This window comes from Facklamia sp. P13069, assembly GCF_050409405.1.
Classification (GTDB): domain Bacteria; phylum Bacillota; class Bacilli; order Lactobacillales; family Aerococcaceae; genus Facklamia.
Genome location: NZ_JBNUPN010000008.1, coordinates 49743 through 70739 on the forward strand (window position 1 = coordinate 49743; position 20997 = coordinate 70739).

Annotated in this window: 21 protein-coding genes, 1 pseudogene and 2 riboswitches; of the genes and pseudogenes, 20 read left to right on the top strand and 2 right to left on the bottom strand. The window is 35.8% G+C overall.

Annotation, left to right across the window (positions count from 1 at the left end; translation table 11 throughout):
• Nucleotides 1-59 precede the first annotated feature (59 nt).
• From ACQV2T_RS03670 to ACQV2T_RS03760, 19 genes and pseudogenes are all read left to right on the top strand, one after another.
• Nucleotides 60-1067 (top strand): lipoate--protein ligase, encoded by a 1008-nt coding sequence (locus tag ACQV2T_RS03670; RefSeq protein WP_428873063.1) that lies wholly within the window; start codon nt 60-62, stop codon nt 1065-1067.
• A 145-nt stretch (nt 1068-1212) separates the two neighbouring features.
• The gene (gene cysS / locus ACQV2T_RS03675) at nt 1213-2643 is read left to right on the top strand and encodes a cysteine--tRNA ligase (protein ID WP_428873064.1); all 1431 of its coding nucleotides are present in this window, start codon (nt 1213-1215) and stop codon (nt 2641-2643) included.
• A 2-nt stretch (nt 2644-2645) separates the two neighbouring features.
• Nucleotides 2646-3062 carry a Mini-ribonuclease 3 gene (locus ACQV2T_RS03680; RefSeq protein WP_428873065.1) on the top strand — a complete coding sequence of 139 codons (417 nt, stop codon included), beginning with the start codon at nt 2646-2648 and terminating at the stop codon, nt 3060-3062.
• Nucleotides 3063-3064: 2 nt separating this feature from the next.
• Nucleotides 3065-3895: a 23S rRNA (guanosine(2251)-2'-O)-methyltransferase RlmB gene (gene rlmB, locus ACQV2T_RS03685; RefSeq protein WP_428873066.1), complete on the top strand. Its 831-nt coding sequence runs from the start codon at nt 3065-3067 to the stop codon at nt 3893-3895.
• A gap of 8 nt (nt 3896-3903) precedes the next feature.
• Nucleotides 3904-4446 carry an NYN domain-containing protein gene (locus tag ACQV2T_RS03690; RefSeq protein ID WP_428873067.1) on the top strand — a complete coding sequence of 181 codons (543 nt, stop codon included), beginning with the start codon at nt 3904-3906 and terminating at the stop codon, nt 4444-4446.
• Between the two features lie 12 nt (nt 4447-4458).
• Nucleotides 4459-5064, top strand: a complete 606-nt coding sequence (locus ACQV2T_RS03695) for a sigma-70 family RNA polymerase sigma factor (protein ID WP_428873068.1) — start codon at nt 4459-4461, stop codon at nt 5062-5064.
• A 207-nt stretch (nt 5065-5271) separates the two neighbouring features.
• Entirely contained in the window at nt 5272-5796 is a 525-nt protein-coding gene (locus ACQV2T_RS03700) for a QueT transporter family protein (RefSeq protein ID WP_428893241.1), read from the top strand.
• 137 nt (nt 5797-5933) lie between these two features.
• Nucleotides 5934-6033: riboswitch (TPP riboswitch) on the top strand.
• A gap of 47 nt (nt 6034-6080) precedes the next feature.
• Nucleotides 6081-6635, top strand: a complete 555-nt coding sequence (gene thiT / locus ACQV2T_RS03705; RefSeq protein ID WP_428893242.1) for an energy-coupled thiamine transporter ThiT — start codon at nt 6081-6083, stop codon at nt 6633-6635.
• Nucleotides 6636-6856: 221 nt separating this feature from the next.
• The gene (locus ACQV2T_RS03710) at nt 6857-7588 is read left to right on the top strand and encodes a methionine ABC transporter ATP-binding protein (RefSeq protein WP_428873071.1); all 732 of its coding nucleotides are present in this window, start codon (nt 6857-6859) and stop codon (nt 7586-7588) included.
• Between the two features lies 1 nt (nt 7589).
• Nucleotides 7590-8279: a methionine ABC transporter permease gene (locus tag ACQV2T_RS03715; protein ID WP_428893243.1), complete on the top strand. Its 690-nt coding sequence runs from the start codon at nt 7590-7592 to the stop codon at nt 8277-8279.
• Between the two features lie 13 nt (nt 8280-8292).
• Nucleotides 8293-9189: a MetQ/NlpA family ABC transporter substrate-binding protein gene (locus ACQV2T_RS03720; protein ID WP_428873073.1), complete on the top strand. Its 897-nt coding sequence runs from the start codon at nt 8293-8295 to the stop codon at nt 9187-9189.
• 143 nt (nt 9190-9332) lie between these two features.
• Nucleotides 9333-10649: a branched-chain amino acid transport system II carrier protein gene (brnQ, locus tag ACQV2T_RS03725; RefSeq protein WP_428875067.1), complete on the top strand. Its 1317-nt coding sequence runs from the start codon at nt 9333-9335 to the stop codon at nt 10647-10649.
• Nucleotides 10650-11223: 574 nt separating this feature from the next.
• Nucleotides 11224-12744 carry an ABC transporter substrate-binding protein gene (locus ACQV2T_RS03730; protein WP_428873075.1) on the top strand — a complete coding sequence of 507 codons (1521 nt, stop codon included), beginning with the start codon at nt 11224-11226 and terminating at the stop codon, nt 12742-12744.
• Nucleotides 12745-12807: 63 nt separating this feature from the next.
• Nucleotides 12808-13737, top strand: coding sequence for an ABC transporter permease (locus tag ACQV2T_RS03735; protein ID WP_428873076.1), 930 nt, complete (start codon nt 12808-12810; stop codon nt 13735-13737).
• 12 nt (nt 13738-13749) lie between these two features.
• Nucleotides 13750-14727, top strand: a complete 978-nt coding sequence (nikC, locus tag ACQV2T_RS03740; protein ID WP_428881943.1) for a nickel transporter permease — start codon at nt 13750-13752, stop codon at nt 14725-14727.
• Nucleotides 14728-14738: 11 nt separating this feature from the next.
• On the top strand, nt 14739-15722 hold the full coding sequence (locus ACQV2T_RS03745; RefSeq protein ID WP_428873078.1) for an ABC transporter ATP-binding protein: 984 nt from the start codon (nt 14739-14741) through the stop codon (nt 15720-15722).
• Nucleotides 15715-16734: an ABC transporter ATP-binding protein gene (locus tag ACQV2T_RS03750; RefSeq protein ID WP_428875065.1), complete on the top strand. Its 1020-nt coding sequence runs from the start codon at nt 15715-15717 to the stop codon at nt 16732-16734. Before ACQV2T_RS03745 ends, ACQV2T_RS03750 begins: the two co-directional genes overlap by 8 nt.
• Nucleotides 16735-17082: 348 nt before the next feature.
• A pseudogene (locus ACQV2T_RS03755) lies at nt 17083-17328 on the top strand (hypothetical protein); the annotation flags it as partial.
• A gap of 12 nt (nt 17329-17340) precedes the next feature.
• On the top strand, nt 17341-17562 hold the full coding sequence (locus ACQV2T_RS03760; protein WP_090289833.1) for a helix-turn-helix transcriptional regulator: 222 nt from the start codon (nt 17341-17343) through the stop codon (nt 17560-17562).
• Nucleotides 17563-17733: 171 nt separating this feature from the next.
• Here the strand turns inward: ACQV2T_RS03760 and ACQV2T_RS03765 are convergent, their stop codons facing one another.
• On the bottom strand, nt 17734-18438 hold the full coding sequence (locus tag ACQV2T_RS03765) for a YaaA family protein (RefSeq protein ID WP_428873081.1): 705 nt from the start codon (nt 18436-18438) through the stop codon (nt 17734-17736).
• Nucleotides 18439-18450: 12 nt separating this feature from the next.
• The gene (locus tag ACQV2T_RS03770) at nt 18451-19104 is read right to left on the bottom strand and encodes a YitT family protein (RefSeq protein ID WP_428893244.1); all 654 of its coding nucleotides are present in this window, start codon (nt 19102-19104) and stop codon (nt 18451-18453) included.
• A gap of 386 nt (nt 19105-19490) precedes the next feature.
• Nucleotides 19491-19573, top strand: a riboswitch (Fluoride riboswitch).
• Nucleotides 19574-19616: 43 nt separating this feature from the next.
• Here ACQV2T_RS03770 and ACQV2T_RS03775 point away from each other — a divergent pair.
• On the top strand, nt 19617-20810 hold the full coding sequence (locus tag ACQV2T_RS03775) for a cation:proton antiporter (protein WP_428876234.1): 1194 nt from the start codon (nt 19617-19619) through the stop codon (nt 20808-20810).
• Nucleotides 20811-20997 lie beyond the last annotated feature (187 nt).

The window sequence follows — 20997 nt, forward strand, 5'->3', positions numbered from 1 at the left end:
TTGAGCTTTAAATAATGGAATGTCATAATAAATATGCACAAATTTGAAGGAGGCTACTTATGTATTTCGTAGATAATGAAAATAACTATGATGCGAGTGTCAATATTGCTTTGGAAACTTATTTAGTAGAGAATCGCTTAGTCGATGAGCCAATTTTACTTTTCTACATTAATGAACCTTCGATTATTATTGGCCGTAATCAAAATACTTTTGAAGAAATTAATCAAGCTTATGTTGATGAACATAATATTCGAGTAGTTCGCCGTATGTCAGGTGGGGGAGCCGTTTACCATGATTTAGGAAACTTCTCATTCTGCTTTATCAAAGATGATGATGGAACATTTAGAGATTTTAAAGCATTTACTCAACCCGTCATTGATGCTTTACATAAGATGGGAGCCACTTCAGCTGAATTGTTAGGCCGAAATGATTTACTAGTAGATGGCAAGAAGTTCTCTGGTAATGCAATGTATGCTAAACGTGGGCGTATGACAGCTCATGGAACGATTTTATTCGATTCTGATTTAGACGAAGTCAATAATGCATTAAAACCAAACAAAGCAAAGTTTGAATCTAAAGGTGTCAAGTCAGTACGCTCACGGGTGACAAACTTAAAGCCTTACGTGGATGATAAGTATAAAGAGTTAACTACTGAGCAATTCAGAGACCTTGTCTTATTAGAAATCTTTAATGTTGAAAAACGCGAAGATGTTAAAGAATATCATTTGACAAAAGAAGACTGGGAAAAGGTTTATCAAATTCGTGAAGAGCGTTTTGGTAATTGGGATTGGAACTACGGTCACTCACCAAAATTTGATATTCAAGCCTCTCACAAATTCCCTTTCGGTTTTGTAGATATGCGCTTCAACATTAAAGATGCCATGATTACCGATACCAAAATTTATGGTGATTTCTTTGGACTTGGTGAAATTGAAGATGTAGAAAATGCTATAACTGGCGTTAAATTTGAACGTCAAAGTATTTTAAAGGCCCTAGAAAATATGGATCTTAAAAAATATTTAGGAAATGTTGAAGCAGAAGAGCTTGTTGAAATGATTTTCTCATAAAAGTGCAATAAATTATTGGCCGGAAATATTTCCGGCTTTTTTAATTCTTTATGGACTCATTAAATGCCAATATATTTATTCGAAAGTAAGTGCTAGTAATGATATAATAAGCCTCAAGTTTAATGATAGAAAGAGGGTTCATAAGATGGCTATTCAATTATTTAATACCTTAACACGTCAAAAGGAAAACTTTATTCCCCTAGAAGAAGGAAAAGTGAGCTTTTATCTTTGTGGGCCAACAGTATATAACTATATTCATATTGGTAATGCACGTTCTGCTGTTGCTTTTGATACTATTCGTCGTTATTTAGAGTATCGCGGTTATGAAGTGAATTTTGTCAGTAACTTTACTGATGTGGATGATAAAATTATTAAGGCAGCTGAAAAGGAAGGATTAACAGCCAAAGAGCTTTCTGATAAGTATATTGCTGCCTATAAAGAAGATATGCGTGCGATTAATGTTAAGCCCGCCAGCAATAACCCGCGTGTTATGGAAAATATCCCAGAAATCATTGATTTTATTAAAGTTTTAATCGATAAGGGCTATGCTTATGAAAGCCAAGGAGACGTCTATTATCGGACAGCTAAATTTGAGAAGTATGGCCAATTATCGGACCAGTCTATCAGCGATTTGCGTGATGGCGCTAGTCAACGAATTACTGATGAAGAGAGTGAAAAAAAGGAAAATGCGATTGATTTTGCTTTATGGAAGGCAGCTGGAAAAAGTGCGGTTTCTTGGGAATCGCCATGGAGTAAAGGTAGACCCGGATGGCATATTGAGTGCTCGGTAATGGCTACGAAATACTTGGGTGAAACGATTGATATTCATGGGGGTGGTCAAGACTTACAGTTTCCTCATCATGAAAATGAAATCGCTCAGTCCGAAGCCCATTCTGATTATTCTCATCCATTTGCTAAATATTGGTTACATAATGGGTTTGTAACTATGGGATCCAATGGAGAGAAAATGTCGAAATCATTAGGTAATTTTGTGCTTCTAAGGGATATTATTAAAGAATACGATCCAATGGTTATACGCTATCTTTTAGCTAGTGTGCAATACCGTCGTCCTATCCGTTATGATGCTAATGCCATCGCTACTGCAAGTCGTGAAGTTGAACGTTTGAAAGAACTGATGGATCGCTTAGCCTATCGAATGGATCATTTAGGAAGTGGACAAGCTAGTCTTGATAGAGAACAGGAAGTAAGAGAAGCAATCAAAGAAGGCGTGGATGCTTTTAATCAAGCGATGGAAGATGACTTCAATACGGCTAATGCTTTATCAGCTATTTTTGAAATGAGTAAGCAAATTCATCGCTATCTTGATCAAGAAGCTGTGGCGCTTCAATTGTTAAAAGAAATCAATCAATTGATGTATCAACTTTTAGGGATCTTCGGTTTGGAATTAAATTCGACAGAAGTCCTTGATAGCGAGATTGAAAATTTAATTGAGGAAAGAAATCAAGCGCGTAAAGAGAAAAACTTTCAAAGAGCGGATGAAATTCGTGATTGGTTGAAAGAGCAAAATATTTTATTAGATGATACTCCGCAAGGAACAAGGTGGAAAAGAGGATAAAAGTGACAAATGAAAATACACCAGATAAGTATTCTTTGCTAAATGGCGCAGCCTTAGCCTATGTAGGAGATGCTGTTTTTGAAGTAGAGATACGCAAGCATGTGATTGAATTAGGAAAAACGCATCCCAATAAATTGCACAAAGCCGCCATCAAATATGTTTCGGCTAAGGGGCAAGCGAAAGTGATGCATCATTGGATTCAGCAAGACGATTTCTTAACAGCTGAAGAAATTCAAATCTATAAACGTGGGCGCAATCATAAGGCCAATACAAAAGCTAAAAATGCTTCGATCGGTGATTACCGTCAAGCTAGCGGATTTGAGGCATTATTGGGTTGGCTTAAATTAAGTGGACAAGAAGAGCGTTGCTATCATTTAATTCAACTAGCGATTCAATATATTAATGAAGAAGGAGCCTAATAATGAGAAAGAAAAATCATACAGCGGATTTTCATAAGAAAAAACGCTCCAATATAAATTCTTTCAAAGAGCCTTTGGTAGACTCAAAAGCTTTTGAAAATAGTGAATCGATCTATGGTAAACATGCTGTTCAAGCTTATTTAGAAACAAAAAAGCAAGTTAATAAATTATTTATTCAAATAGGGATTGCAGGAGAAGTAATATCTAGTATAATAAAAATGGCTAAAATTAAAGGAATTGTATTCCAGGAAGTGCCAAAGTCGAAGCTAGATGAAATGGTTGATGGTGAAAATCATCAAGGTGTTGTTCTAACTATTCCTCCTTTTGATTACGCTGAACTAGAAGATGCTCTTCAGTTAGCAGCTTCAAGAGGAGAGGATCCTTTTATTCTTATTTTAGATGGGATTGTCGATCCACATAACTTGGGCTCTATTCTAAGAACGGCAGACGCTACAGGCGTTCATGGGGTGATTATCCCTAAAAGACGTTCAGTTGGATTAACCAATGTAGTTGCAAAAATATCTACTGGAGCCATTGAACATGTTCCAGTGATCCGAGTAGCTAACATTAAACAGGTTATGGATCAGTTAAAAGAAAAGGGAATATGGATCTTTGCGACGGATATGGCTGGAGAAGATATGCGTCAGTGGGATTCACACGGACCAATTGCATTAGTAATTGGTAATGAAGGTCAAGGGGTTTCTGAACTTGTAAAAAAATCAGCAGATGGAATCGTTACTATTCCGATGGTTGGGCATGTGCAAAGTTTGAATGCATCTGTTGCAAGTGCAGTCTTGATGTATGAAGTAGCACGCCACCGTATTGGAAAGTAGGGATTATCATGCGATATAAACGTCAGGAAATTTTATTTGTTGACGGTTATAACATGATTGGTGCATGGCCAGAACTTACCCAACTTAAAAAAATGGACCAGTTAAATCAAGCGCGCGATCAATTATTATTTGAGCTTTCAGAATATCGAAAATACCGAGACCTCAAAATTATCGTTGTCTTTGATGCACAATTTGTTCCCGGAATAACACAAATTTATGAACACTATCAAGTCGAAGTTGTTTTTACACAAGAAGGGGAAACAGCTGATTCCTATATTGAAAGAGAAGTAGCTCATTGGATTTCTCCTCTTAATCGTGTGGTAGTTGCGACAAGTGATATGGCAGAGCAATGGCTAATTTTTCAAAAAGGTGCCATGCGAATGTCTGCTAATGAGCTTTATATGCAGTTACAATTTAATAAAAGACAAGTTCGACAAACAGTTGAAGACCACTATTCACAGTTAATCAGGCGGCGGAGCCCTTGGAAGCTTGACCAATTGAAGCTATTAGATGATCTAAGATTTCGCTTAGATGATGACAAGAATGAATAATGGAGAGATGAAATGAACGAGTTTGACCATTTGACCAATGAAATGTTGATTATGCGCTTGAAAGAAAATATCGCTGATGAGTTTTCATTTATGTTACTAGTTGAACGTTTTATTCCCCTCTTAAAAAAATTTGCTTATCAAATGCCAGTGGATGGCTATGAACCAGAAGACATTATTCAAGAAGGAGTTATCCTGATGTATCGGGTAATTCAACATTATGATCCTGCTTATGGTGGTTATTTTGCCCCTTATTTTCAAAGATCATTGTATAATTACCTGATTAATTTACTCCGTCGCAATTCCAAAGAAGCTCAGACCATTCGCTTTGGAATGGACGCTGAACGCGATCAGCTTGAAATTGGTGATAGTATTAGTCATAAGAGCTTAAGCTATGACTATCAATTAGCAACTACTCCCGAATTACAAGTTATTGTCAATGAAGAAAAAGAACGTTATCTTGCTAAGCTAAGTCTTTTTGAAAGACAGATTATCTTCTGTTATAGTGATTTATCAATGAAACCAAGAGAAATTGCTGAGTATTTAGGCATTGATAAAAATCGAGTCAAAAATGCTTTGAGACGAGCAAAAGATAAGTTAAGAGATATTATCGCTGAATAGAAACTACTAATAATTTATCCAAGAATTAGTCGAAAATAGACCGATTCTTGGCTTTTTTATTAGGAATCTGAGTCTTTACTTGTGCAATCTACTTATGATATACTACGGTCTGTTCTTTATGAACACTATGATTCTTCGGTGGATCAAGCCACCCTCAGTCCTTTGGTCATAGTAATTACTAGAGCCTGCTCTATAAAGGAGACTAATATGAAAAAAAGATATACTACTAATGATTTAACGCGAATAGCATTAGTTGCTGCTTGCTACATTGTGTTGACTTTGATAATTTCCCCTCTTTCCTTTGGATTGGGAATTCGTATCAGTGAGGGATTGAATTTTTTAGCCCTTTATAATAAACGTTATATTTTAGGAGTTACTTTAGGCGTTTTTATTGTCAATTATTTTTCTTACGGTATTTGGGATATGATCATTGGCTCGCTCACTAGCTTTATTTTTTTACATTTAGCTTGCTCTATCATTGAAAAACTATTTCCTTTAATTGATAGTAAGAAAGATGAAATTAATAAGTCGCTGTTTTTCAAATATTTAATTATTGGCCTATCCATGACTATATCGATGGTTAATATTGCCTTGTTAGTTGTTTTTTTAGGAGCTCCTTGGGAAACTTTTATAACCCGACTTGTAAGTATGATGGTTAGTGAAGGCTTATCTCTATTGGCTGGAGGAATAATTATCTATTTTATCAGTGAGCGAATCGATTTAAGACGCTAAGTGATAGATTATTAGAAGCAATCATCAATTTATATTTCAAAAACGGTCAAGAAATATTAGCTTTTTTAAAATGAAAATTGAAAAGAATTAATTTACAAGCAAACATTTGAATGCTAAAATAATGTCAGTTAAATAATCGTAAAGTAAAGGGGAGCCTTGAAGCTGAGAGTGGACTTGTTCCAGACCCTTGAACCTGATCACGGTCAAACGTGCGTAGGAATTACTTTGAAATAGGGACTTTATGCCTTTTCTCTTTACTTTGCAAAAATGTAAGGAGTTTTTTTATGGGAAAGAATAAAAATGTTTTACTTCTAGTAGAAGCAGCTATTTTTGCTGCTATCGCAGTGGTCCTGTCTTTATTACCGACAAATTTCGGTGCTTCATTAACGATTTCTTTAGGCATGGTACCATTGACAATTTTATCCTTAAAACGAGGATTTAAATGGGGGCTGTTTTGCGGCTTTCTCTGGGGTTTGCTACATTTCCCCCTAGGGAATGTATATTTTTTAAGCGTTAGTCAGGTATTAATTGAATACCTCCTTGCTTTTGCTTTTGGTGGTTTTGCGGGCTTAATGTCTGAGCGTTTTTATCAGTCTGAAAATAAAGCTTGGCCTTTAATTTTAGCAACTTTCATTGGAACATTTGCACGTTTCTTCTGGCACTTTGTCGCTGGCTATATTTATTGGGGATCTTATGCATCTGAAGGGATGTCACCCTTAGTCTTCTCATTTATCATGAATGGAGCGAGTGCCTTATTAACATCTTTTGCTTCGGCAATCATTCTAATCCTAGTCTATCAAGCAGCCCCTCGTTTATTCGATCGTAAGCTATATAGATAATAAGTTTATATTTAAAGTAGTGAATATTTCTCCACTACTTTTTTTGTGCACATTTTTAAACTAAATTTAAACTAATCACAATAAAAAGTTAAATAAAAGCATTTATACTAATGTTTCAATTTATATTTTCACAATGTCTTTTAAACTTCATTTAATGTGAAATATCAAAAAGTTATGTTATAATGCTCTTATGACTTGTGGCAGAAAGGTGGTGATTGTTTGTGATCGAATTATTTGATGTTGCTAAACATTACTATTTGAATAATAAACAAGTTAAAGCGGTTGATGGTGTTTCCCTAACGATCCAAAATAAGGAAATTTTTGGTTTGGTAGGAGAAAGTGGTGCTGGAAAATCGACTCTTTTAAGGTTTATTAATCTTTTAGAAAAACCAGATAAAGGAAAGGTATTAATTGATGGACAAGATCTATTGCAACTCAGCAAGGAAGAACTGCGACTCCATCGTAAGTCTGTAGGTATGATTTTTCAGCATTTTAATTTATTGAATAATAAAACAGTTGGTGAAAATATCACCTTACCCCTTAAATTGTTTAAATATTCAAATGCCCTGTCTCTTGATTCTGTTCTTGATTTTGTTGGTCTAGCTGATAAAAAAGATCAATATCCTGGTCAGTTGTCGGGGGGGCAAAAACAAAGAGTTGGTATTGCAAGAGCGTTAATTACTAAACCAAAAATTTTGCTTTGTGATGAGCCGACCTCTGCTTTGGATGTCATGCGAACGAATGAAATTGTTCAAATATTAAAAGCAGCACATCAACAATTCGACATGACAATTATAGTGGTGACCCATGAATTGGGTTTTGTAAGGCAACTTTGCGACAGAGTGGCAATTATGGAAAAAGGTGGTTTAATAGATATAGTTGATAATTTGACCGACCGTGACCAAGAACTAGTAGGAAGTTATTATGATAAAGTGAAGGAGGTCCTAAGCTAAGATGTTGGAAGAAATAATAGTGCGCGTCATTGAATATTGGCCAAAATTATGGAAAAGTCTTCAAGAAACAAGTATTATGCTTTTTTTCTCCTCAGCAGCAGCTATTTTGTTAGGTCTTCCTTTAGGTACTCTTTTATTTTTGACTAGTCCGGGTCAGCGAATGGGTAAAGCAAGAAAGGATTATTTTTTGAATTCTAGCTTAAACCTATTTGTAAATATTGTTCGTTCTTTTCCTTTTTTGTTACTTGTTGTCGCAATGCAACCCCTTATTCGAATGGTTTATGGGCGAGCAACTGGCGATCCGATTGCAGCATCCTTTCCGATGATGTTGATTGCCATTGCCCTTTATGCTCGCTTCGTGGAACAGTCTTTGCATGACATTCCTAAAGGCGTGGTGGAATTAGCTGATTCCCTTGGAGCGAATACTTGGGAGTTAGTCACTCAATTTCTATTTGTTGAAGCACGGTCATCTTTAATTATTGGATTTACCACTGCTTTTGTATCCTTTCTATCTTATTCGACCATTATGGGGGTAGTTGGCGGCGGTGGGATAGGAGATTTTGCTATCCGATATGGTTACCAGAGGTATGAAACGGATATCATGTATTTTGCGATTATTCTAATCATAATCATTGTTCAAATTCTACAATGGTTAGGTTTAAAAATTGCGCGTAAGTTAGATAAGAGATAATAGGAGGAATTAGATGTTTAATAAAAATTTATTTAAGAGCTTTGTTACTTTTGCATCAGTGTCACTAGCTTTAAGCGGTCTACTATCCGTTTCGGCACAAGAAGATAATGTATTAAAGATTGCTTCTCATATGCCACCGATGACTGATATCGTTGAAATTGCAGCGGATGTAATTGAAGAGCCTTACTCTATTGAATTAGTAGAGGTTTCTGATAATATTCAATACAATGAAGCAGTGTTTAATGATGAAGCCTTTGGAAGTTTTGCACAACACCTTCCATTTATGGAAATGTTCAATGAAGAGCGTGAAGCAGATTTAGTAGCCATTCAACCAGTATATAACGCTGTTGTTGGGTTCTATTCACCTGTTTATGAGTCAATGGAAGATATCGAAGAGGGCGCAGAAGTGGCTATTCCTTCAGATCCAACAAATGAGGCACGTGCATTATTTGTCCTTGAACAAAATGACTTAATTGAATTAGATGATGAAGCAGGTCTTTTCCCGACAGTAGATGACATTACTGAAAATCCTTATAACTTCGAGTTTACAAGTGTTGACTTATTAAACTTAACAGGTGCTTATGAGGATGGCGTTGAATTAGTTTTCAACTACCCAACTTATATTGCTTCAATTGATTTAAAACCTGAAGATGCTTTGTTCTTAGAAAAAGATGATGAAAATACTTTTGCTATTATTCTTTCAGTTCGTGAAGGAAATAAAGATAGTGAAGCAGCTAAGGCATTACAAAAAGCTTTCTCATCTCCTGAAGTACGTGAATTTGTCGATAAATTAGCGGAAGAAGGACACTTAGAACCAGCTTTTGATTCTAAAGACAATGAAGACGATGAAGACGATCAGAATGAAGAAGCATCTGATGATCAAGATGATTCTTCAGAAGAAGCAGAATAATAGAAAAAGTAAAAGCTGGCTAATGGCCAGCTTTTTTGATTGTATAAATGAATTCGTTTACTTAATTTTTATTAGAAATTCCTCTTGAAATCCTCATGCAATTTTAATAAAATAAACCTACTTTATTTTCTGGAGGGATTAGTATGAAGAAGAAAGATCTATTAGCTATTGGTTTTATGTTATTTGCCATGTTTTTTGGAGCAGGCAACTTAATCTTTCCAGTTGCTCTCGGCCACGAAGCTGGTCAGAGTTTATTACCAGCTATTTTAGGTTTCATCATTACCGGCGTCGGGTTGCCATTATTGTCGATGATTGTTGGCTCAAGTTTAAAAGGCGGTTATTTTAATGCTTTGAGTAAAATTAACTCTGTCTTTGCGATTGTTTTATTAACTTGTAACTATTTAATCATAGGGCCCTTGTTTGCTATTCCGCGGACGGCCACAACTACTTATGAGATGTCCGCTCTTCCATATATATCTAACGCTAATGGGATTACTTTAGCCCTATTTACCTTCGTCTTTTTTGGCCTTGTTTTGTGGATTTCATTAAATAAGAATTCGATAGTTGATGCGATTGGCAAGTGGCTGACGCCAGCTTTGTTAATTTCCTTAGTCATTTTTCTAGTAAGATCCTATTTCCTTTATCGAACAAATGAACCTTCTGCTCCGATGAAAATAGCATATCAAAACAATCCTTTGGCTGAAGGTTTTGTTAAGGGTTATGCTACTATGGACACACTTGCCACATTAGCCTTTGCTATTGTTGTTAAAAGTGCTTTTGAAACAAAAGGTGTCTTCGATCAAAAAACACTATTAAAAGAAGGAAGCAAGGCTTCATTAATTGCAGCAAGCTTATTGGGACTTTTCTACTTTGGTCTAGCATGGGTTGGTAATCATATTAGTCTAACAGAGGCTCTGCCTGAAGGTCAAAATCTTGGAACTTTTCTATTACAGACTATAGCAAATAATGCTATGGGGCAATCCGGTGTTGCTTTGTTAGGAATTATTGTCTTTTTAGCTTGTTTAACCACCGCTTGTGGCCTAGTAGCAGCAATTAGTCAGTTTTTTCATGATCTATACCCTAAGATTTCCTATCAAAATCATGTTATCATAATGACTGCTGTGTCATGGTTAATGGCCAATCAAGGATTGGATCAAATTATTGCGACTAGTGGTCCTGTTTTAGAGATAATTTATCCTGTCACTATGTCTCTTATTTTCCTTGTCATCTTACATAAAGTGCGACCACTTAACAGAATGCAATTTTTATTACCTCTACTGTTCGTCTTATTAGTTAGCTTTTTTTCTGTTCTATTGAACGCTAAAGTCATCGAGTGGAAGTGGCTTGTAGATATGCCCCTAGTAAAAATTGGCTTTGCATGGATTCCAACTCTCGTCCTTGGAACTTTAGTCAGTGTTATTTTTGTCGACCGTTCCCAAAGCTTAGACTTTACTGTCTAAAGAAATTAAAGCATTTGCCTAATAAAATTTTAATAATTTATTTTCAAATTATCATTTCAATAAAGTGATAAAAAAATGCTGGACTTAGATCCAGTATTTTTTTATTGAATTTTTTGATCTAGAGAATGCACAATCTATAATTACTTAATTCATTGAAATAAAGTCGTTCTTATCCAATAAAGATTGTGAAGAAAATCAAAGAAAAGAAACTATTTAAATGAATAATATGCTCAACAAAAAAATGAAGGTCGTTCATATTTATTTATTCACAATATAAATAAAATATTAACCAAAAATTAACTAAAAAATTTCACTAAATAAATCAATAAATTTTTTGATAGTTACTCATATTATATTTTAGAGCAAAATAAAAATTTTAAAAGATAGCTGTATGTCAATAAAGAAAGCGTTGACAAACAAACAGGTAAAAGGTAGACTGAAAATATGAATCCGCTTGCAACGGAATGAATATTTATGGAAGGAGGATAATGGGTAAGTTATTGTTATCTGGTCTTTGTGAAAAACTTCACTTTTAAGAGAGTTGATTTTTCAAATAAATAAAGGAGCAATTATGATGAAAAGAAAATTAGGATTATTTACGTTATTGTTAATGGGCGTATTTTTATTAGTAGGCTGTTCTGGTGGAGGAAGTGGCGAAACTTTAACAGTTGCTGTATCTGGGGATGCAATTTCACTCGATCCGATTGCCACTAATGATAACCAGTCCAGTCATGTTATGACTCAAATATATGAGGGATTAGTTAAAATCAATGATGAGGGTAAGGCAGAACCTAGCTTGGCTGAAAGTTTTGATCAACCTGATGAAACAACATACGTTTTTAAATTAAAACAAGGAATCAAATTCCATAATGGAGAAGAATTAAAGGCATCTGACGTTGTTTTTTCTCTAAAACGTGCGATTGAAGCACCAAACGTGAAGCACTTATTCGAAACAATCGATATTGACTCTGTAAAAGCTACTGATGACTATACAGTAGAATTTAAACAAACTGAGCCGTTTTCTGGTATTTTAGCTGCTTTATGCCACCCTGGTGCATATATCGTAAATGAAAAAGCAGTAAACGAAGCAGGTAATGATTACGCACGTAATCCTGTAGGAACTAACGCTGTGAAATTTGTTAAGTGGACCAAGGCAGATTCTGTTGAAATGGAACGTTTTGATGATTACCATGGGGAAAAAACTGAATACAAGAATTTAATTTTCCGTGTAATCCCTGAACCAAGTAACCGTGTGATTGAGTTGGAATCTGGTGGGGTAGATATTGCTTATGACATCTCAGCAATTGATCTTGAGAAGGTTGAAAACAATGATAAATTACAATTATTGAAATCTTTTGACTATGGGACAACTTATTTAGGATTTAATATTGCTAAAGAACCATTTAATGATCCAAAAGTTCGTGAAGCGATTTCTTATGCAATTGACATTGATTCGATCGTTAAAGCTGTATTTAAAGGATTAGGTCAAACAGCTACAGGTGTAATGTCACCTACGTTAGCTTATTCTATCTCTGATGAATATGAGCCACGTGCACGCGACGTTGAAAAAGCGAAAGAATTACTAGAAGAAGCTGGTTTCCCAGATGGCTTTGAAACTTCTATTTCAACTAATGAAAACAAAGACCGGATTGATATGGCAACTGCTATGAAGGAACAATTATCAGAAGTAGGTATTGATGTTTCAATAAACGTATTAGAATGGTCAGCATTTAACGAGTTAATTAAGAATGGTAAACACGATATGTTTGAAATTGCATGGACAGCAGATTCTCCAGACCCAGATACTTTCTTATATCCATGCTTCCACTCTTCAGCTAAAGGTGAAGGCGGTAACTACATCTATCTTGAAGATGATGAGTTAGATAAGATGTTAGAAGAAGCCCGTTTCTCTCAAGATGATGAGGAGCGTGCAGACCTTTACCGTCAAGCACAAGAACATTTAATGGATATCACAGCTTGGATTCCAGAGCACAATAAAGAATTGACAGTGGGTGCTCAAAAAGATGTTAAAAATATTAAACTTTCTCCATTTGGATGGTATCAATTAGCGCCGGTAACTAAGGGAGAAAAATAGTTCATTGTATTCTAGAGGAGATGGAAACATCTCCTCTATCTAAAGAAGAGGGTGCGTTAAAACATGCTAAAATATATATTAAAAAGGCTATTGTATTTAATTCCTGTCATTTTAGGCGTCTCTTTTATTGTATTTGCTTTGCTTTATATCACTCCAGGAGATCCTGCACGAAATGCTTTAGGACCTTCTGCTTCTGAGGCAGCAGTTAAGGCTTTAAGACTAGAAATGGGATTAGAAGATCCGTTCTTAGTACAATTTGGTCGTTACATTAAGAATGTATTTACTAAATTAGATTTAGGAACTTCCTATATTACTAAGTCTTCAGTTGCAGCTGAGATTTTTAACCGAGCAGGTGCTACAATAAAATTAGCATTTCTTTCCATTTCTTTTGCTGTTCTATTAGGTATTCCAATTGGAATTATCTGTGCGATTAAACAGTATTCTATTTTTGATAATATCGCTATGGTTTTTGCTTTAATTGGTATTTCAATGCCAGTATTCTGGTTAGGACTTTTACTTATTATGTTATTCTCTGTTAGACTAGGCTGGTTCCCATCATCAGGATTTTCAATGCCATCTCAGATGGTTCTTCCTGCTGTTGCCTTGGGATCCCAGTCCGTTTCGGTTATTACGCGGATGACTCGATCTTCAATGCTGGAAGTTATTCGACAAGACTATATTCAAACAGCAAAAGCCAAGGGTCAGCGGCAAAATGTTGTCGTTTGGAAGCATGCGCTTGGAAACGCCTTGATTCCAATCATTACAATTGTCGGTACTCAGTTTGGTCAGCTTATGGGGGGAGCCTTAATGACAGAGGTAATCTTCTCAATTCCTGGTATTGGTCGTTTGATGGTTGACTCCATCAAGATGCGTGATATGCCGATGGTTCTGGGATGTGTTCTCTTTGTGGCGGTAACCTTTAGTATTGTTAACTTAATTGTGGATATCCTATATACCTATGTTGACCCACGAATTAAGACAAAATATGTGTAAGGGGGTATCAACATGGAAAATCCTAAATTAAACTCTGAAAAAGATGAAGTAGCTGAATTAGACCGTAATCAGATAGTTAGCGGAATGGAAGAAGAGCATTCAGTTGTAAAGGACCATTATCTGAAAGAGCAAGAACATAAGCGTGGTCGCTTCCGTGGTCTGCAAGACATTTGGATTCGTATGAAACGTAATAAATTGGCAATGGTGGGTCTCTTTATTATTGGACTTTTGGTATTAGTGGCTATTTTTGCAGATCAGATTGCTCCTTATGGTTTTGCTGAACAAAACCTACAAAATCAATTTGCACCACCAAGTTCAGAACATCTATTTGGAACAGATGATTTGGGTCGTGATATTTTTTCTAGGGTTATTTATGGATCAAGAATTTCCCTAAAAGTTGGATTTATTTCGGTATCGATTTCACTGATTATTGGTGTAGCGATTGGAGCAGTGACAGGTTATTATGGTGGTCGAGTAGATAATATGCTTATGCGCTTTATTGATATTCTACAATCGATACCAGATATTCTATTAGCGATTGCTATTATGGCAGCTTTAGGGCCCGGATTGGCAAACCTTATGATTGCTGTGGGGATTGCAGCTATTCCCGGTTATGCGCGTTTAGTACGCTCCTCTGTGCTTTCTATTCGTGATATGGAATTTGTGGAAGCAGCTAAAGCAAATGGTTCGAGTGATTTTAGAATTATCTTAAAACATATCATTCCAAACTGTATGGCACCGATTATTGTTCAAGCGACCCTCGGGGTTGCCTATGCAATTATTAATGCTGCTGGTTTAAGTTTTATCGGTTTAGGATTAGAGCCACCAACACCAGAGTGGGGAGCTATGTTATCAGGTGGTCGTTCTTACATTCGAGATGCTGTACATATGACCCTCTTCCCAGGACTGGCTATTGTTACAACGATTTTTGCATTAAATGTCTTAGGGGATGGTCTGCGTGATGCACTCGATCCTAAGCTGAAGCGCTAGGGGGAAAGATTATGGTGGAATTATTAGACTTACGAAATGTTAGTGTACAATATGAGACAGATTCAGGAACTGTATACGCAGTTAATAATTTGAATCTGTCAATCGGTAAGAAAGAGACCTTGGGGTTAGTTGGAGAAACTGGTGCAGGAAAAACAACAACGGCTTTAGCTATTATGCAATTAATTCAAGATCCTCCTGGTAAGATTACCTCAGGTGAAATCTTACTTGAAGATCAAGACTTAATGAATGTTAAAGAAAAGGATATGTTCAATATCCGAGGCAATAAAATTTCGATGATTTTCCAAGATCCAATGACTTCATTAAATCCGATAATGACCGTTGGAGATCAAATTAAGGAAGTTATCGAACTCCATCAAGATCTTACTAAAGAAGAAACCGTTGCAAAAGCAGAAGAAATGTTAGAGTTAGTTGGAATCCGTAAAGAAAGATTGAATGACTATCCACATCAATTCTCTGGTGGTATGAAGCAGCGGGTGGTTATTGCGATGGCTCTTGCATGTAATCCGGAATTAATTATTGCCGATGAACCGACAACGGCTCTCGATGTAACCATTCAAGCACAAGTACTAGAATTAATGAAAGATTTAAAAGATAAATACGATACATCAATGATTTTAATCACTCACGATTTAGGTGTAGTCGCTGAAATTTGCGACTATGTATCGGTTATTTATGCCGGTACGATTGTGGAACATGCTTCTGTTGAGAGTTTATATGAAGAACCACTGCATCCTTATACGCGAGGTTTGTTTGATTCCATTCCAAGTGCCGATGAAGATGTGGATAAATTAAAAGTCATTTCTGGCTCAACACCGGACCCTTCGGATTTACCGTCAGGCTGTCGCTTCCATCCAAGATGTAAACATTGCATGGAAATTTGTAAGTATAAATTTCCAGAATATCGTGAAGTAAAACCTGGTCACTATGTAGCTTGTCATTTATATAACCAGGAAGGGGGAGAAAACCTTGACTAACAATAATCAAGAAGCATTGATTAGTGTGCGTAATCTTAAAAAATATTTCCCCACTAAAGCCGGTGATTTAAAAGCGGTTGATAATATTAGTTTTGATATTAAAAAAGGTGAGACTTTGGGTCTAGTGGGTGAGTCTGGTTGTGGAAAGTCTACGGCAGGACGTGCCATTATTCGTTTACATGAACCAACGGCCGGTGAGATTTACCTTGAAGGTAAGAACATTATGGAATACAAGGGCTTGAAAGAAATGCGCTTGATGCGTCAAGAGATGCAAATAGTTTTTCAAGACCCTTACTCTTCTCTTAATCCAAGGATGTCCACTTTTGACTTAATAGCTGAGCCCTTACGTGTTAATAAATTGACAAGAAACCAGGCTGAATTAGAGCAAAAAGTGTATAAAATGATGGAGACGGTAGGTCTAGCTAGACGGTTAGCTGGTTCATTCCCACATGAATTAGATGGCGGACGGCGTCAAAGAATTGGTATTGCTAGGGCACTTATTCTTCAACCGAAGTTTCTTGTTTTAGATGAACCGGTTTCTGCCTTGGATGTTTCCATTCAGGCTCAAATCTTAAACTTGATGGATCAACTGCAAGAGGAATTTGGTCTGACTTATCTCTTTATTTCACATGACTTATCAGTTGTTCGGCATATTTCTGACCGGATTGCTGTTATGTATCTTGGTCAGATCGTGGAATTAGGTACTTATGATCGGATTTTTGAAAATCCATTACATCCTTATACGAGAGCTTTACTTTCAGCTATTCCGATTCCAAAAGTTGGAGTTAAACGAGAGCGGATTTTCTTAGAAGGAGATGTACCAAGTCCGGTGAACCCTCCAGAGGGTTGTCGTTTTGCTGGTAGATGTAAACACTGTATGGAGATTTGTAAGACAACTCCAGTTGAACTCAGAGAAGTTGAACCGGGTCACTTTGTGGCATGTCACTTATACAATGATATTAAATTTGCACAGTCGGTAGAATTTCCTGAAGAACAGATGAAATTGATTTAAATTAATATCCCTTCTAAAACACCTCTGTACTAGGTAGTTAGAAGGGATTTTTATAATGATTTTATTTCATTAAGCAATAGTTGATTTGTTTCTTTTGGAAATCACCTTTCATATAAGCGTAGTTAAAAGCTTTATTCTCATAAAAGCTTTCTAAGTCAGAGGATTTATGCGAAGGAGATGTTTGAGCCAATCAATTCATAGTTTTTTCGTAATTATTGAAGATAATAAATTTTTATCTTGACAAGTTAACTTTGCAAATATACAATTTAAGAAAAGTAAACATGGCAAAGGGGAGATAAACTTGGAAAAAGATGATTTTTTAAAGCTGGCTCAAAAGGAAAAAAAGATGAGGGAGAGATTTTTGTTAATGATAAATCGAGCGTTTGGATTTCGAGGGCATTAATTGGTATCGCTGCATTTATTTCCGCTATTAAAGAATCGCAGAATCTCCCTTTTTTGGATATTCTTGCCATGCTGTGTCTTTCAATTGGGGTAGGAGAATTATATAAATACTTTGCAAGGAAAGAAATAAAATATTTATTTTTGTTTATCCTATTGTTTACAGTGGGATTAGTTGCAATAGTGTTTTTTTAAAGGATCTTTATTATGGATGAAAAGTTAAAACTAAAGAATAATCTAAAAGGTTTACGAAAAGAATTAAAACTAACCCAAGAAGAATTGGCAAAAATGGTTGGAGTATCTCGAAATACTATTTCCTCAATAGAAACAGGTCAGTATAACCCAACTGCAAAATTGGCCTATTTACTATGTTTAGCACTCGATAAGAAATTTGAAGAAATTTTTTATCTATCTACTGGAGATAATTAATACGATATTTTAATCAAAATTTATTCTTAACTAAGATTTTATAGAATATAGTTTAAAATGTAGGTAAAATCTGTAGAGTTTCCAGCAGATAAATGAAATTGATTTAAATAAGAACCCTCTTAAACACCTTATCAAGTTGTTTTAAGAGGGTTTTAGATTTTGAATATTTTACTAATTGAGACAGTAGTTAATTTCTTTGTTTTCGAAATCACCATTGGCATAGCTATATTCAAAGGCCTTAAATGCTTTAAAGGTATTTAAATCTAAAGATTTTGTTTGTAGTAAATAGTTGAGTAGAGCCCCTCTCAATTTTTTACTGGTGGCTGAAGGTGCCTTTTTACCTAATTCTATATCTTTATAGAAGTTAATCTGGATGAGTTGCATTTTTTTAGGGTCTAGTAAAGAAGCAAACTCATTAGAAGCGAGATTAATGACGGTTTGTTCTTCGAACACATTATTGTAAAGAGGTTTCCACAAGCTTTTCAAGCTTTGATTTTTGATTTTTAGCGAGGTATTAAAGTCTAAACGGTAGGGATTGATTGGTTGAATGGGAGAGATTGGCCCATATAAAGCAGACAGAATTTTCAGATGGTCAATGGCATAGTTCAAGTCAATTTTATCCCATTCGATTTGCCGAAAGGCTAGACCTTGATAGACTTGATAAGCCTGACGAGCTGTTTTTTCATTAATGACTTGATAACGATGATAGATATCTTGAGCAAGCTCAGCTGAGCATTTAAAGAGTTTTTCTAACTCAGTCGTATCTTTTAAGACAAGCTCTTTAATAATGGCTTGGACGGGATCTGATTGAGGAATTAAATCATTACCGACTATCGTATCCATCTCTTTACTGGGGGAGAAAATAATTAAAGTCATAGGCACACTCCTTTATTGGGCTTTAGCAACGGATGAAGCTTTTGGTAATTCAAAGCTAGGAAAATGTAGTTCGAATTGACCAATAATTGTTGATGAAACTAAAGTGGTAATAAAAGAAAAGATCAGGTGTTGTGGAGCAATATATAGCAGTGAAAGTAATAAAACCACGCCATCTGTTAACAAATAGGCTTTTGTAATTGATACGTAGGCCCTCTCAGAAATAACCATTGCCAAAGCATCATCGCCCCCTGCGGCACAACCTTGACTGATACATAAACCACATCCTACGCCGATTGCAACGCCTCCTAAGATAGCAGCTAATAAAGGCCTATCATAAAGGCTTGGAAGAACAGGTCCCATCCAAAGACAAAGGCGATAGAAAACAGCAAATAGAAAGGATGCGTGAATGGCACGGCGAATAAAATCTTTACCTAATAAGGATAAGCCAATAAGGTAGCAAGTAATATCTGCTAAAAAACTTAATTTAGATGGCTCCCAGTCAAAGAAATGATAGCAGAAGAGAACTAAACCAATGACACCCCCTTCTGTAATTTTAGCGGGTATATGAATGTTCACCAAGCCAAAAGCCATGATAAAGGCTCCTAATGCAATAACCAATATTTCTTTTTTACTTAATAAAAAGCGACTCAAAAAGCGCTTAAGCATATTTACACTCCTAATTTTTATTACACGAAGTCTCATTAGGACACAAAAAAAGACTGCTTGTGTCGTAGGCTAACCTCGTACGGCAATCTTAAGATGGTATGGATGCTTTTTTTGTTTGCTAATTTTTCTTTTGGTAAAACTCTGAGCTTCTAGTAATCTTTTTAGCCTTTGCAGACTCTACATCAGGTTTCAACTAGGCTCTTTATCGACGATATAGGCATCAGATAAACCCTACTGATCGAAATGAACGAACCAGTATCCATCGTAAAACGATACTATAAAAATTATAGCACGAACTAGGAATTTGGCAAATAAAATTACCCTTTTAAAATTATTGCTTTTCTTAAAAGTTTAGCTTGCCTAACAAAATAGAATAGGGTAAACTAAGATTTAAAGGAAATGAAGTACTTCCTATTTACCTTCAGCAAGGTAGATAAACCGCTAATTAGCTGATGACTTCTGTATGCTTTTTTGGCATACAGAAGTTTTTGTATTTTAAAGGAGGAGAAGCAATGTTGTGGAGTTTAGGGCTTGTCTTGATATTGGGGTGGTTGTTTGGAAAACTATTCGAAAAAATTAACTTACCAAAACTGTTAGCCTATTTGGTATTAGGTATTTGTTTAGGTCCAAATGTTTTCAATTTATTATCTGGTGAATTAACACATTTGGCGGGAGAAATTCGTCAAATTGCTTTGATGATTATTTTGATTAGAGCTGGACTAACTTTAAAATTTTCGGATTTAATTAAAGTAGGAAGACCAGCTATTTTAATGTGTTTTTTACCTGCAATTTGTGAAATTTTAGCTATTGGTTTGATTGGACCTTATCTTTTAAACATATCTTATGTTGATTCATTTTTATTAGCTAGTGTACTGGCGGCTGTATCACCTGCGGTATTAGTACCGAGAATGGTGGGGTTAATTGACCGAGGATTAGGAACTAAACAGGCCATTCCTCAAATGATTTTAGCAGGCGGGACAGCAGATGATATTTTAATTTTTGTATTATTTGCAGCCTTTATGCAATTAGCTCAAGGTCAAGGTGTTTCAGCATCAACGGTATTATCTGCACCTATTTCAGTAGTCACAGGAATATTTTTGGGGTTTTTAGTGGGGCATAGCTTAAGTTATTTCTTAAACCGCTATCAGTGGGAAGGGCAACAAGCTTTAATTGTCTCTTTAGCTATTTCTTTTTTAGTTCTTGGTTTAGAGAGCTTATTAACTGACATCCTGCCTTATTCAGGTGTGCTTGCTGTTTTAGTGATTTTCCTAATTGTGCAAAAGAAAGCGCCGCAAAGGGCTGTCACTTTAACAGCCTCGTATCAAAAAATTTGGCAGTTTGCTGAAATTTTCCTCTTTGTCTTCCTAGGAGTGATTGTCAATCCGAGTTTAGCCTTAGAAGCGGGCTGGCCGATAGTAATCATTATTGTAATAGGCCTTATTTTCCGTATGTTGGGGGTTGCTTTATCCATTTTAAAGACACCATTTGCAAAGAAAGAGCGTTATTTTATTATGGGAGCTTATTTACCAAAAGCTACGGTTCAAGCTTCCCTCGGTGGACTCCCATTAATGGCTGGTATTGCTAGTGGTTCTTTAATTTTAATAGCCGCCACTGTATCTATTTTAATAACAGCTCCATTAGGCGCTATCTTTATTGATTATTTTGCGCCGCTTTGGTTAGAACATGAGGATACTTCAGTCAAATAATTAGCACAAAAAGCCATCATGATCTGTTGTGGCACTGTACCCCATAAATGGGACAGAATAAAAAATACCTCTGTTAGGCTGCTTGTTGTCGGTATTGAACCGGTGACACCTAGCCTAATTTTTGTTGAACTTGCTTATGATTAACAGTTTTTTCTGTTTCTAAGTTGATTAAATGGGTGATTTTACG

Bases quoted from the DNA above. Each gene is read 5' to 3' on its own strand.
- ACQV2T_RS03670 (WP_428873063.1), top strand. From the start codon at position 60: ATGTATTTCGTAGATAATGAAAATAACTATGATGCGAGTGTCAATATT.
- cysS (WP_428873064.1), top strand. From the start codon at position 1,213: ATGGCTATTCAATTATTTAATACCTTAACACGTCAAAAGGAAAACTTT.
- rlmB (WP_428873066.1), top strand. From the start codon at position 3,065: ATGAGAAAGAAAAATCATACAGCGGATTTTCATAAGAAAAAACGCTCC.
- ACQV2T_RS03690 (WP_428873067.1), top strand. From the start codon at position 3,904: ATGCGATATAAACGTCAGGAAATTTTATTTGTTGACGGTTATAACATG.
- ACQV2T_RS03695 (WP_428873068.1), top strand. From the start codon at position 4,459: ATGAACGAGTTTGACCATTTGACCAATGAAATGTTGATTATGCGCTTG.
- ACQV2T_RS03700 (WP_428893241.1), top strand. From the start codon at position 5,272: ATGAAAAAAAGATATACTACTAATGATTTAACGCGAATAGCATTAGTT.
- thiT (WP_428893242.1), top strand. From the start codon at position 6,081: ATGGGAAAGAATAAAAATGTTTTACTTCTAGTAGAAGCAGCTATTTTT.
- ACQV2T_RS03715 (WP_428893243.1), top strand. From the start codon at position 7,590: ATGTTGGAAGAAATAATAGTGCGCGTCATTGAATATTGGCCAAAATTA.
- ACQV2T_RS03720 (WP_428873073.1), top strand. From the start codon at position 8,293: ATGTTTAATAAAAATTTATTTAAGAGCTTTGTTACTTTTGCATCAGTG.
- brnQ (WP_428875067.1), top strand. From the start codon at position 9,333: ATGAAGAAGAAAGATCTATTAGCTATTGGTTTTATGTTATTTGCCATG.
- ACQV2T_RS03730 (WP_428873075.1), top strand. From the start codon at position 11,224: ATGAAAAGAAAATTAGGATTATTTACGTTATTGTTAATGGGCGTATTT.
- ACQV2T_RS03735 (WP_428873076.1), top strand. From the start codon at position 12,808: ATGCTAAAATATATATTAAAAAGGCTATTGTATTTAATTCCTGTCATT.
- nikC (WP_428881943.1), top strand. From the start codon at position 13,750: ATGGAAAATCCTAAATTAAACTCTGAAAAAGATGAAGTAGCTGAATTA.
- ACQV2T_RS03745 (WP_428873078.1), top strand. From the start codon at position 14,739: ATGGTGGAATTATTAGACTTACGAAATGTTAGTGTACAATATGAGACA.
- ACQV2T_RS03760 (WP_090289833.1), top strand. From the start codon at position 17,341: ATGGATGAAAAGTTAAAACTAAAGAATAATCTAAAAGGTTTACGAAAA.
- ACQV2T_RS03765 (WP_428873081.1), bottom strand. From the start codon at position 18,438: ATGACTTTAATTATTTTCTCCCCCAGTAAAGAGATGGATACGATAGTC.
- ACQV2T_RS03770 (WP_428893244.1), bottom strand. From the start codon at position 19,104: ATGCTTAAGCGCTTTTTGAGTCGCTTTTTATTAAGTAAAAAAGAAATA.
- ACQV2T_RS03775 (WP_428876234.1), top strand. From the start codon at position 19,617: ATGTTGTGGAGTTTAGGGCTTGTCTTGATATTGGGGTGGTTGTTTGGA.